At 40.4% G+C, this 13,316-nt stretch carries 13 protein-coding genes; all 13 read right to left on the bottom strand.

Annotated elements, in window-relative coordinates; genetic code table 11:
• Window positions 1-35: 35 nt before the first annotated feature.
• Window positions 36-533, bottom strand: coding sequence for a hypothetical protein (locus tag IQ237_RS22875; protein WP_228020633.1), 498 nt, complete (start codon window positions 531-533; stop codon window positions 36-38).
• Window positions 534-822: 289 nt separating this feature from the next.
• Window positions 823-2,766, bottom strand: a complete 1,944-nt coding sequence (locus IQ237_RS22880; RefSeq protein WP_228020634.1) for a nucleoside-diphosphate sugar epimerase/dehydratase — start codon at window positions 2,764-2,766, stop codon at window positions 823-825.
• 622 nt (window positions 2,767-3,388) lie between these two features.
• Entirely contained in the window at window positions 3,389-3,985 is a 597-nt protein-coding gene (locus tag IQ237_RS22885) for a YdcF family protein (RefSeq protein WP_194059299.1), read from the bottom strand.
• A gap of 224 nt (window positions 3,986-4,209) precedes the next feature.
• Window positions 4,210-5,070, bottom strand: a complete 861-nt coding sequence (locus tag IQ237_RS22890; RefSeq protein WP_194059301.1) for a DUF2887 domain-containing protein — start codon at window positions 5,068-5,070, stop codon at window positions 4,210-4,212.
• An 81-nt stretch (window positions 5,071-5,151) separates the two neighbouring features.
• On the bottom strand, window positions 5,152-6,015 hold the full coding sequence (locus IQ237_RS22895) for a DUF2887 domain-containing protein (RefSeq protein ID WP_194059303.1): 864 nt from the start codon (window positions 6,013-6,015) through the stop codon (window positions 5,152-5,154).
• A gap of 80 nt (window positions 6,016-6,095) precedes the next feature.
• Window positions 6,096-7,004 carry a DUF2887 domain-containing protein gene (locus IQ237_RS22900; RefSeq protein WP_194059305.1) on the bottom strand — a complete coding sequence of 303 codons (909 nt, stop codon included), beginning with the start codon at window positions 7,002-7,004 and terminating at the stop codon, window positions 6,096-6,098.
• 131 nt (window positions 7,005-7,135) lie between these two features.
• Complete coding sequence (locus tag IQ237_RS22905; protein ID WP_194059307.1) at window positions 7,136-7,873, bottom strand: sugar transferase; 738 nt, start codon at window positions 7,871-7,873, stop codon at window positions 7,136-7,138.
• A 6-nt stretch (window positions 7,874-7,879) separates the two neighbouring features.
• Window positions 7,880-8,818 carry a transketolase family protein gene (locus tag IQ237_RS22910; RefSeq protein WP_194059309.1) on the bottom strand — a complete coding sequence of 313 codons (939 nt, stop codon included), beginning with the start codon at window positions 8,816-8,818 and terminating at the stop codon, window positions 7,880-7,882.
• On the bottom strand, window positions 8,815-9,624 hold the full coding sequence (locus tag IQ237_RS22915; protein WP_309225806.1) for a transketolase: 810 nt from the start codon (window positions 9,622-9,624) through the stop codon (window positions 8,815-8,817). Before IQ237_RS22915 ends, IQ237_RS22910 begins: the two co-directional genes overlap by 4 nt.
• Window positions 9,625-9,628: 4 nt before the next feature.
• Entirely contained in the window at window positions 9,629-10,576 is a 948-nt protein-coding gene (locus IQ237_RS22920; protein WP_194059311.1) for an aldo/keto reductase, read from the bottom strand.
• A gap of 138 nt (window positions 10,577-10,714) precedes the next feature.
• Complete coding sequence (locus tag IQ237_RS22925; protein ID WP_309225807.1) at window positions 10,715-11,527, bottom strand: TylF/MycF/NovP-related O-methyltransferase; 813 nt, start codon at window positions 11,525-11,527, stop codon at window positions 10,715-10,717.
• Window positions 11,528-11,604: 77 nt separating this feature from the next.
• Complete coding sequence (locus tag IQ237_RS22930; protein WP_194059314.1) at window positions 11,605-12,873, bottom strand: glycosyltransferase family 4 protein; 1,269 nt, start codon at window positions 12,871-12,873, stop codon at window positions 11,605-11,607.
• A 142-nt stretch (window positions 12,874-13,015) separates the two neighbouring features.
• Complete coding sequence (locus IQ237_RS22935) at window positions 13,016-13,180, bottom strand: hypothetical protein (RefSeq protein ID WP_194059316.1); 165 nt, start codon at window positions 13,178-13,180, stop codon at window positions 13,016-13,018.
• Window positions 13,181-13,316: the final 136 nt, after the last annotated feature.

Genomic DNA, 13,316 nt, shown 5'->3' on the forward strand with positions numbered 1-13,316 from the left:
CTCTACCACTCACTCCCTAGTCCCCTTCCTGTTGACTAGTTGATTTTTTCCAGGAAGATATCAATATCGTTTTCAAGATTGGGTAATAATGCTAATGCTTTAAATAAATTGATTTTGAGTTGCTCATATTCTATTTCTACCCCATAAGCATGACGAAAGAAATGGCGAAATCCTGTTAAACTATTTAAAATCTCGTAGGTTGACGCAGAAATTAAAAAAGGACGAACTTCAGGAATATTTTGGCTCATTCTTCTCAGTAATGCACTGTGCCACTGGGCAGTATCTGTAATATTATTTTCATAATAGGAAGCTACTATTTTTAGTAAATCTTCCGTTGCACCATATAAGTTATGAATTTGGTAAGCGATAATTTCTAATAAAACTGGATTATCAGAGGTTAAATTCTCAGAACGTTGAACCAATTTCTGATTAATAGCGTTGAGGATTAAATTCTGCCGTTCTTGTTCTAATTTGTAACGGCGTTCTTGGATAATATCATCTAATTTTGAACTGTGCCACTTTTTGATATTCATAGTATTTCAATTTAATACATGATTCATTACTCCTATGTTTCATTATATCTCTCCGGTAATTGAATGTGGGTGATTTGAAACCCTTTCTAGGGACAATTCATGAATTGTCCCTACATAAATTGTCCCTACATTCATTTTCACCAGATGTCTAATAGACATCTCCGGTAATGGTTGTAGAGACGTTGCATGCAAAGTATCTACAAGGGTTCTGGAAACCGCATATTTATTTTCCGGAAAATATATTGATTTTTGTCAATATAAGTATAGTTTTGTCTATGAAATTGTCAACTTAGGACAAGTTCAGCAGTGGCGATGATAACTGTGGACAGTAATATTCAGGAACCATGACTTTGAGCAGAGATAAGAGAGTATCTTTGTCTTCTTCTTGGGCGGCTAAGAAAAGCTGATACAGATATGGCTCTAGCTTTGTCCAAGGTATCATTGCTTCCTGGGCTGAGTAAATTTTCGGATGTATAGTTTTTTTAACATTCTCTTCTTCAATCAACAGCTCTTCATATAGCTTCTCTCCTGGACGCAAACCTGTGATTTTAATCTCAATGTCCTTCCCTAAAACTAGACCACTGAGTTCTACCATTTGCACAGCCAGATCGTAAATTTTGACCGGTTCCCCCATATCCAAGAGAAAAACCTCCCCCCCCTTCCCTAGAGCGCCAGCTTGAATGACCAGGCGAGCTGCTTCGGGAATGGACATAAAATAGCGAGTAATTTCGGGATGGGTAATAGTAATCGGTTGTCGCTGTAAAATCTGTTGTTGAAATCGGGGTACTACTGACCCTGTGCTATTTAACACATTACCAAACCTGACCATGAGCAAACGGGTGTAGGTGTCTGGCTGTTTTGATAAAGCTTGCAAAATCAACTCAGCCACTCGTTTGGTTGTTCCCATCACACTGGTGGGTCGTACAGCCTTATCGGTAGAAATTAAGACAAAGGTCTCAACTTTACACTCATTGGCCGTGCGCGTAGCTACTAGTGTACCGTAAATATTGTTAATCACCCCTTGGGCTGGGTTCATTTCCACTAAAGGAACGTGCTTGTAAGCCGCAGCATGATATAAAGTATCAATATTATATTCTGTAATTACCTGTTTCAGACGTTGGGCATCAGTTACTGAGCCTAAACAAGCAGAACAATACAAGTTAGGATAGGTTTCTCGTAACTCTATCTCAATGCTATATAATGCAAATTCATTTAATTCATATAGAACTAGGTGGCGGGGTTGTTGTTGAGCAATTTGACGACAGAGTTCTGAACCAATAGAACCACCCGCTCCCGTGACTAAAACAGATTTATTTGTGATGTTGACTTGCAGTAACTTGGGATCTGGGAGAATTTCCTCTCGTCCTAAAATATCACCTATATTGATTTTCCGGAGTTGAGCAATTGAGACTTTACCTGATATGATTTCTGCTAGGGTGGGTACTGTTTTGACTTCTATATCTAGAGCTTTAAGTTCCGCAACAATTTCTTGCTTTCTTTTGGGCGTTGCTGATGGAATTGCTAAGAGTACGAGATGTACCTGGTACTTGTTAATGAGATATTCCAACTTCTCAGGGCTATAAACCTGAATGCCATTAATCGTATGTTTCCATAGTTGTGAATTGTCGTCCACAAAGGCTATAATCTCAAAGTTGTTATCCAGAACAAGTGCTTGGGATAGTTGAAATCCAGCTTGTCCGGCTCCATAGATAATTACTGGTTGCAGGAATTGTTTGCTATTTGCTACACTACTAATAGTTTGAGATTGGAGTTTTAATCTCAGGGGGGAACTCAAACCATATAATAACCATCGGGCTATGAGTCTGACTGTAACTATTAAAATTAGTGTGACTAAAGTATCTACTATCTGAACAGAAATGGGTAGGAAATTGACACGGAAAATCAAATCCAGGATGATCAATCCTCCTTGTCCCAGAATAACTGATTGGAAGGCTGTGTATAAAAAGGCAAACTCGCTGTATTTCAGTACATTTTTGTACATTCCCAGTAGGGAAAATAATAGTATTTTTACGGGAATCAGCGGAATAATAGAAGGGAGATATTTACCCAGTATATCCACAGGAAATAAACTGTGGGAATATATGGAAAATGCAATATAAATTGCCAATAAAAATAGTAGAGAGTCAGTTAAATACAGAATCAGATGCTTTTTTGTTCTTGAGGAAGTTTGGAGAAAATGGGCAATATTTTTGATAAAAACAGTTTTTTTCAAAAGACTAAGCAGAAAATATGTTATTCGCATAGTATAGTTATGAATGGGAAAGTGTGATCAAACAGTTTTGAAATTAAATTTGATAGAACCTAAGAGGTTGTTTGGAAAGTATTAAACAGGTAATTTTTATCTTAGGGAACAGGGAACAGGGAATACCGAAGGATTGGGAAGGATTGGGAAGGATTGGGGAACACACAAAAAACAATAAAATCCAGTCCCCTCCCCTTACAAGGGGAGGGTTAGGGTGGGGTCAAACAATAGTTGATACACTAATAATGACTTGACAAACATCCTCTAAGTAGGGGTTGCTGAATAAAGCGCAACCCTTTATAAATCAAAGGTTTGAGCTTGATAAAGAGGAAAAAAGTGCAAGACTTTTGAAGGGTATACCTGAAAAACCGTGCATTTTGAAACCAAGAAATCCCAAAATTTGGGGATGACAGATAGCTGAAACTGTTCCCTGTTCCCTGTTAAGAGTTCCCTGTCTTCACGGAAAGACTTTCTCAGCAACCCCTAAGTATTAATAATGAAATCCCCGACTTTTCGGAACACCTGTACATTACCAAAAGTCGGGGATATTTGGGGTATATTTTTAGTAAATTGACTGAGTAACTTGACAAAGTTATGATCTGCTATTTGCTGTCGCAGATTGCAAGCGGGATTTGAAACTAGCTCCGGTGCGCCCGGTAGCTAACCACAGGACTGAGCGCCCTATGTCCCTAGCGATGCGGGTTCGAGCTTCTCGCCGAGAGCTTTGGGAGGGGACGGGGATGGGAGTAAAGGCGATTCCCTGACTACCAAAGACAATAGTGGCGATCGCCTGGGAGCGTCGCATATGGTAGTCTGAGGTGACGAGATAGACGTGGCGAATATTATTTTGTTGCAAAGGTGCAACCATTGTGGTAAAATTAGTAACTGTATCTGTAGCGCGGTTGTCGTACTGGATGCGATCTCCTCCCTGTAATTTTTGGCTGTGAAGGTCACCTAAGATGCTGCGGATTTCCGGTTCGCCCACGGAAACCCAAATGGGAAGGTCAGGGAATTTTTGAGCCATTTCTCGGGTGAATTTGGCTCTGCTGCTTTCCCCACTGAGCATCAAGATGGCTTGGGGTTGGGGATTTTGTTGACGTGTTATGGCTAGACGCAGGGGGATAGCACTGGCTATAGTGAACATTCCCAAGCAACCAGCTAGGGTCAATAGGCGCAGAGGTTTGAGCATATCAATGAATGAGATTTCAGCTATATGCCTATGTTAGAGGCAAATTTTTCATCTGAGACAATTTTCCCCAGATATGCCCGTTATCTCACCTTTACCTGAGATTCTAGGCACTGGTTAAATGTGGCTAGGGTTGTTTGTATTTTTGGTAAAATTACTTCTATATCGCACCCAGGGTAGTGTTAAAGGCGATCGCACCATCAGCAGTGTATTTAACAGTAATATTCCTATTTTTGCTGATGTGTACCATTTAACCAGGCTTCTAGGTCAGCAATGGTAGTAAAGTCTAGGAGGGCTTCCCCTAGGGACTCCAGTTGATTCAGGTCTAAGGAACGGATTTGAGCTTCTTGGTTGGGTGACAATACCCCACAGCGACGCTTCAACAGACGGATAATTAGCTGGGCTTCACCTTCCTGTCTACCTTCGGCTTTACCTTCCTTAGCTCCTAGTTGAAACACATCCCGATAGAATCTTGTCTGGGTAATATCTGCTGTTTTCAGGTCTAACATCTTTAATATTTCCTCTGGACTGATTTGGGGGAATTTGCTTACCAGTATAGCCTCTATCAAGTCTAGTCTTTGTGTGAATTGCGTCTTGTTCTCTACATTTTGTAGTAGTTTTTGGGCTGCTTCACCTACCCGCTTTTGAGGAAGAACAATTAACTGTAATATTCCCAGGTTAGGACTTAGGTCTGTCTCTGACAGCAAGTCTTCCAGGTAAAGTCTCTGTACTTTTTGCTGTAAATCTCCATAAGGTATTTCTGACCCCAGTTCATGACCACGGGATTTGATGATGATTAGTCCCCGCCATGGTCTGCTGATGTTGTATTGTTTCAGATATAAGTAAACTTCGGCAAAATAGCGCCCATAAAAACCCTTATCTGTTTGCATTTGGGCTTCCAGAAATACTATGGGTAAGTTGAGGTCATCCCCTATGGGAGTTAATACCCCATCGTGGCGAAATTCCTGTTCTTTGATCACAGGGGCGCAGTATTCAAACTCACAGTCTGGAGGGATTCCTGGTATAAGTTCGGCAAGGATACCTGGTTGAGTTAGGAATATACGGTAAAATAGCTTGTCTGTTTTCATCTTTTTTCAGAGCTGCGATCGCACCCTAACTATTATAGGTAGGCGATCGCACCAGCACCAGTGTATTTAATACTAATATTCCTATTTTTCCTGATTTGTACCATTTAACCAAGCTTCTAGGTCAGCAATGGTAGTAAAATCTAGGAGAGCTTCCCCTAGGGACTCCAGTTGATTCAGGTCTAAGGAACGGATTTGAGCTTCTTGGTTGGGTGACAATACCCCACAGCGACGATTAACCTGACGAATAATTAGCTGGGCTTCACCCTCCTGTTTACCTTCGGCTTTACCCTCCTTAGCTCCTAGTTGAAACACATCCCGATAGAATCTTGTCTGGGTAATATCTGCTGTTTTCAGGTCTAACATCTTTAATATTTCCTCTGGACTGATTTGGGGGAATTTGCTGACTAGTATAGCCTCTATCAAGTCTAGTCTTTGTGTGAATTGGGTTTTGTTCTCTACATTCTGCAGTAGTTTTTGGGCTGCTTCACCTACCCGGTTTTGAGGGAGAACAATTAACTGTAATATTCCCAGGTTAGGACTTAGGTCTGTTTCTGATAGCAAGTCTTCCAGGTAAAGTCTCTGTACGTCTTCCTTTAAGATTGATCGATAAGGTATTTCTGACCCCAGTTCATGACCACGGGATTTGAGGATGACTAGTCCCCGCCATGGTCTGCTGATGTTGTATTGTTTCAGATATAAGTAAACTTCGGCAAAATAGCGCCCATAAAAACCCTTATCTGTTTGCATTTGGGCTTCCAGAAATACTATGGGTAGGTTGAGGTCGTCCCCTATGGGAGTTAATACCCCATCGTGGCGAAATTCCTGTTCTTTGATCACAGGGGCGCAGTATTCAAACTCACAGTCTGGAGGGATTCCTGGTATAAGTTCGGCAAGGATACCTGGTTGAGTTAGGAATATACGGTAAAATAGCTTGTCTGTTTTCATCTTTTTTCAGAGCCGCGATCGCACCCTAACTATTATAGGTAGGCGATCGCACCAGCACTAGTATATTTGGTAGTATATTCCTATTTTTTCTGATGTGTACTATTTAACCAGGCTTCTAGGTCAGCAATGGTAGTAAAATCTAGGAGAGCTTCCCCTAGGGACTCCAGTTGATTCAGGTCTAAGGAACGGATTTGAGCTTCTTGGTTGGGTGACAATACCCCACAGCGACGGTTCAACAGACGGATAATTAGCTGGGCTTCACCCTCTTGTTTACCTTCTTGTCTACCCTCTTGTTTACCTTCTTGTCTACCTTCTTGTCTACCTTCCTGTCTACCTTCCTTGGCTCCCAGTTGAAACACATCCCGATAGAATCTTGTCTGGGTAATATCTGCTGTTTTCAGGTCTAACATCTTTAATATTTCCTCTGGACTGATTTGGGGGAATTTGCTTACTAGTATAGCCTCTATCAAGTCTAGTCTTTGTGTGAATTGCGTCTTGTTCTCTACATTTTGTAGTAGTTTTTGGGCTGCTTCACCTACCCGCTTTTGAGGAAGAACAATTAACTGTAATATTCCCAGGTTAGGACTTAGGTCTGTCTCTGACAGCAAGTCTTCCAGGTAAAGTCTCTGTACTTTTTGCTGTAAATCTCCATAAGGTATTTCTGACCCCAGTTCATGACCACGGGATTTGATGATGATTAGTCCCCGCCATGGTCTGCTGATGTTGTATTGTTTCAGATATAAGTAAACTTCGGCAAAATAGCGCCCATAAAAACCCTTATCTGTTTGCATTTGGGCTTCCAGAAATACTATGGGTAGGTTGATATCTTCCCCTATGGGAGTTAATACCCCATCGTGGCGAAATTCCTGTTCTTTAATCACAGGGGCGCAGTATTCAAACTCACAGTCTGGCGGGATTCCCGGTATAAGTTCGGCAAGGATACCAGGTTGAGTTAGGAATATACGGTAAAATAGCTTGTCTGTTTTCATCTTTTTTCAGATCAGCGATCGCACCCTAACTATTATAGGTAGGCGATCGCCTGTTTACTCATATTTGGTTGGTACTGTTAAGTTATAAGTTTTTAAGTTATAAGTTTTAAGTCCCAACGGGCATTCAATATTCAATATACATGCTCACGAGAGATTACAATTTCTGTAGCTCCCGGTGGAGGAAAAGGATAAAGCTCTGTTTGTCTGGAGGCAATTTGAATAAGTTGCCTGTCTACCTGCAAATTTACTAAAATTTTGGTAACTTCTCTTATTGCTAATCTGCGAGAGAATATGCTCATGACAGTAATTAGAATCAGTTTTATATCCAATATAAATGACTGATTTTCTATATAAATCAAGCTTAATCTACTCTTCCAAGGACGAACTAGCTGATTATAGGCAATGTCCGGATCTGAGTGGTTTCTCAGTATTTCACCCAAATCGGAGAAAACTATTGAGGATATATCTGTAATACCAGGCTTCACGGAAAGTAATTTCATTTCTGTGCTTGTGTACAGGTTCACTTCTCGTCGCACATTGGGACGTGGACCTACTAAGCTCATCTCCCCTTTGAGTACATTCCAAAGTTGAGATAGTTCATCCAACTTATACCTGCGGATAAAGTGACCAACCTGCGTAATTCTCGGATCATTAGCTGAAGTTGAATCAACCCCTATACGATCAGCATTAACAACCATTGAGCGCAATTTGAGCATCTGAAAAGGCTTACCTTTGAGACCAATTCTAGTTGCTACATACAAGGGAGAACAAAAGTCCTGCAACCAAATCAGAGTACCTGCAACCAGGAAAACGGGAAAACACAGGAGTAACCCAATTGCAGATGCAACTGTGTCAAACAATCTTTTCATATGTTTTTATTTTTGTTTATCGGTTGAATTTAAGCTCATAATAACTTTGTTATAGATGTGTTCAGCACTCATTTTGTATTGCGATCGCAAATAATCTTGACTGCCCACAAGAGACGAGAAACAGTCTGGTAAACCTATTCTGCAAAAAATCTGCGGAATAATACCGTTTTCCAAACAAACTTCCGCTACTGCTCCCCCTAAGCCACCTTGAATGGTATTTTCTTCAATTGTTACAATACCTCCTGTGTTTTTAGCTGCATCAAATATGACTTCTTTATCCAGTGGTTTCAGTGTATGTAAACTGATAACGCGAGACTCTATTTCTTTATCTGCCAATAGTTTTGCGGCTTTCAAGGTTTCATTCAGGATACCACCAATACTAATCAATGTGATGTCACTACCATCACGTAACTTCCTGGCTTTACCTAGTGTAAATACTTCTTGATGTTGATTAGTCATTCCTGCGCTACTTTTATCAAGTCGCAGGTAACATGTGCCTTGGGTATTGGCTAAAGATGAAGTAGCTTCAGACGCTTCCCAGTCATCTCCAGGAGCAACTATTGTTATATCTGGTAAGGCTCTGAGAATGCTCAAATCTTCAGTAGCATGATGAGAAATTCCCAATGCACCATAGCTAAAGCCTCCACCCATACAGACAACTTTCACATTGGCGTTGTGATAACAAGCATCATTGCGAATTTGTTCTAAACAACGCAGTGTAGGGAAATTGGCAAGGGAATAGGTAAAGGGTATTCGTCCTTCCAACGCTAACCCCGTCGCTAAACCTGTTAAGTTTTGTTCTGCTACGCCCACATTGAGAAATTGTTTGGGGTAACGTTGAGCAAATTTCTCAAAGACGCCAAAACCAAGATCACCAGTAAGTAACATGATTCTTGGATCAGACTCCGCTAATTCCAACAAACGTTGGATAAAAGCATTTCTCATAGTTGTAAGTTCAACTCCTGTAGAGCCTTTTCATATTCTTCTCCTTGGGCGGAACGATAATGCCAAAGTACAGAATCTTCCATAAAGGAAACTCCTTTCCCCTTAGTAGTGTGGGCAATTATGCAATTAGGTTTGCCAAGCTCAAAGGGAATTTGTAAGCAAGCCGATCGAATTGCTGAATGATCATGTCCGTCAATTTCTTGAACCGCCCACCCAAAACTACGCCATTTGTCAGCAAAGGGTTCTAAGTTAAGGGTTTCTTTGATCGTTGTAATACTTTGAAGCTTATTGTAATCTATGATTGCAACTAAGTTATCAAGATGATGATGAGCGGCAAAAAGAATCGCTTCCCAGTTAGATCCCTCATCACACTCTCCATCACTGAGTAAGACAAAAACCCTATGGCTGAGGTCATCAAGTTTACCCCCATAGGCCATTCCCGCACCGACAGAAAGTCCATGTCCCAGGGAACCTGTGGAAAACTCAACACCGGGGATACCCTTGTGAGAAACATGACCACTAAGGTCAGAACCATCTTGATAATGAGTGTTTAGTTTCTCAGCAGGGAAAAAGCCCCGTTCTGCTAGAACTGCGTACACTCCCGCTCCAGCATGGCCTTTGCTAAGTATAAAACGATCTCTTGCTGGCCAAGTTGGGTTCTGAGGGTCAACCTGAAGAATTTCGCCATATAAGACCGCTAGAATATCAGCTATGGAGAATACAGAACCAATATGGGAGCTTTTTCCTAAACTGGTCATTCTCAGTGCGTGTTTACGGATTTGGTGTGCTAGTTTTTCACTTCTCACTTTTCTAAGAGTTTTGATTGCAATTAAGGTATTCTTGATCTTGTTCTGAGAGATGCCAACCAAGGGCAGCAATGTTCATCTCAGTTTGCTCAGGAGTTTTAGCACCAACAATGGCAGCGGACACACCAGGTTGGTCAAGAAGCCAACGAATGGCAACCTGTGATACTTTTTTGTTATGAATTTGACTTAATTTGTTTAACTTGTCAATAATTGACAAGTTTTTTGCTAAGGTATCTGGTTGGAAATGGGGTAAACGATGCCGACGATCATCTTGACTGAATTTTGTGTTTACATCATACTTACCCGTAAGTAGGCCTTGTGCCAGTGACCCGTAGGCAAAGACGTTAATGTGTTCTGTAAGGCAGTAAGGAAGTAGTTCTATTTCTGAGCTACGGTCAACCAAGTTGTATTGCAGTTCAACAAAGGGTATTTTATGCCAGCTATGGGCTTGCTGTAACAATGGCAGAGGAAAATTAGAAACTCCAAAATGTTGGATTTTGCCCATGGCTTGACATTTACAAAGTGCTTCTATGGTGTCTTCAATGGGAGTTTTGGGATCAGGCCAATGAATCAAATAGATAGGAATGCAGTCAAGTTTTAACCGACTCAAACTATTTTCCAGTGCAGTGACAACTCTATGGGGGCTGGAGTCAAGAAAAGTATGAGCGCGATTTTTTCCTAGGGGAGGTTGCCAATTAACCCCAAACTTGGAGATAATAACAACCTCATGTCTTTTAGCTCCCAAAATTTGGCCTAGTCTTTCTTCCGCCCGACCTAAACCATAGACATCAGCAACATCAAAGCAGTTAATACCTAAGTCCAAGGCTTTGCTCACGGATTGCTCTAGTTGTTGCTCATCAACTTTTCCCCAGTCAGTCCCCCCAAGGGGTTCACAACCAAAAATGATTCGGGAAATAGTTAAATTAGTATTGCTTAATTGGTATAGTTCCATGGTAGAAGAAAGTTTCAGTGATACAGCACTTTCCGGTGTAATGAGGTACACTATGGGCGGGCAAGATGCCCACCCCACAAGAGTTTTATTATTATGATTTGTACCTCATAGCAATGAAATCTGCTGTAAATATCTGGGTTACTTCTCGAACCATACTCCTCCTCGTCCATCGGGTTTGAGGGGATTGGTGATACTGTGAACAGAGCGAAATTCATCAACAGCTTTACGGGAACCAAAACAGGTGGCATAATCATCGACGATGATCAAACCGCCAGTAACCACAAGGCCATAAAAGTTTTCTAGAGGTACTTTGGTTGACTCATACCAGTCGCCATCTAGTCGTAACACTGCTATTTCACCAACTTGCTGGCGATAGGCTGGAACAGTATCTTGAAACCACCCTTTAACCAGATGAGTTTCTGCTTGAGGAAAGCCTAGTTTGTCAAACATAAGTTCACTGACTTGTTCTATGGTTCCTAAACAGGAGCCTTTGGGGAGGGGACGGATAAAGTTACCCGCTTTACCTCCTTCGTAATCTTCAGCCGTCGGTTCTGGTAGGCCTTCGTAGGAGTCAAATAACCATTTTTGTCGCGTCTGTTGACCCAGTAATCTATTAGTTAAAGCCATCATTGCCGATGTTCCACCCTGGGCAACGCCACACTCTACAATTGCCCCGGGTAGATTTCTCAATTCAGCTAATGCAGTTACTTCAAAAGTATTTTCTAAAGCCTTACTACCGCCCATTGTGTAGGGTAAGAGTTTCCAAGTCAGAGATGTTTTCATCCTGAGAGATTTATCTCCATAAATACCAGCGGCGAAAGCTTTAACTCCATAAAGATAGCGAAGCAAAACTTGATAAGTGCGGTAGAGAAAATCGTAGACTAACTTATAGATACTAGCAGGTAAGATTTTAGCCAAAATAGGAATTATCAATTTAGCTATTTTAGCCACAAGAGATGGATTGTAATTAATGTTAGAGACGGTGGCGATATGGGAGTTTGGCATATGTATCACTGATGTAACTTCTACTAATTTTCTGATGAAACAAAGCTTTCTAGGTATTCAGCCAATTGATTGTAAACAACTTTGGCATCAAACAAGTTTTTAAATGTCGCGATGGAATTTTGTTTCATTGTTTCTAACCGTTCGCGGTTTTTTGATAATTGATCGAGTTCAGAAGCTAGCAATTCTGGAGAATTATGATAGCTAAAACCACATTCATATTCATGAATGATATCATAAAGACTACCGTTCTCCAGACTTAATGCTATTGCCAAACCACCAGACATGTATTCACCTGGTTTATTTCCAGGAGTATCAGCATAGTTAATGGAGTTAATGTAGGGAGCAAGTCCAATATCTGCTATTTTTAATAGGGTGATAATTTCATGTTTATCAATCCAACCTGTAAAGTGAATATTACTGAGATTGGCGGCCTGATTTTGCCAAAATGTAAGCTTTACTCCAGAACCACAAATAATGAATTTTGCGTTTGACTTTTTCTCTTGTAATATTTTGGCTGCCTCTATTATTGGAATTAGATCAAAAGATTGACCCAGCGTACCCAAAAAAATTACCAAAAGACAATCGTCATTCTTCTCAATTTCCTGACTTTGCCAAAAATTATAAGAAAATTCTTCGTGTTTATCTGTTAATTCCTTTTCCGACCAATATCCCATCCTAAACACCCTATCATTTGTATTTCTAGGGCGGTCAGCATGAGCAATTCCCCAATCGACAAAAGCATTAGTCAAACCAACAATACCCGTTGCATGACTACAGGCTTGTTTTAATTGCCACACCATGGGAATAAAAGCTAGACTCAGCAGGGACCTAAGGTAAGTCGGGAAAAAGTCATAAATTACGTCTGGCCATAAATCACGAATATCGAGAACAACTGGAATACCAAACTTTAAACCGTACTGAACTGCTTCCCTAGCCAATTCTATAGTTGGAACAGAAGCCAGAATTATATCTGGTTTATCAGTGTCTTTATAAGCAAGTAATTTAAACCTTCTTGCTATCAAAATGTTGTCTATTATCCTGGATATGGAAAGGTTTTTTTGATAACCAAAACCTCGGACATATTGGATATGATAGTTATTTGACACTTCTACACGAGTATCTGTTTTATATCTATGGCAATGCTTAAAATGATTAAAAGTTGATGTCCACCATATAACTGTATGGCCGCGTTCAGCCAGCACCTTGGCAATCATACCTGTTCTCATAATTCTAGCATCGCCAAAGCCATCATGAGGTGTAGATTCGGAACGTTGAATAAGCCAAATTTTCATAAATTAAGTTGAATAAATTATTGCTATGTGATTTATACCTGCTTATTACTTATAATAAAATAAGGAAGAAGCTAAAAATGAGCAACGATATATGCTGATGTAATACTAAGTATCTCTGTATCTTTTTGTGAAAAGAAAGAGTCTAAAGTGATTTCATTGAGAGAACTAAATCAACAGTAATAATTCTTTCTGCTCTTAACAGCCAAAATCCTAGAGGAGTATTAATTCTCCTTCCTGTACCTACCTCTAAAAATGTAGTCCCTACAGGTGATTGACCGACATTTTCAATGTGTTTACAAGTTTCCATCCCCGCTTGTAAGTAAGTCGGCGGGGAAATTTATAACTATGTAACGGAAATTTAACAATTAGTATTATTGTTAAATTTAATACGTTCTGTACTATGTTTTCTGGTTTCTCCCCTAGCATTCACCCCATTGATAACG

The sequence above is a fragment of the Sphaerospermopsis sp. LEGE 08334 genome, from assembly GCF_015207205.1.
In the GTDB taxonomy this organism is placed as follows: Bacteria; Cyanobacteriota; Cyanobacteriia; order Cyanobacteriales; family Nostocaceae; genus Sphaerospermopsis.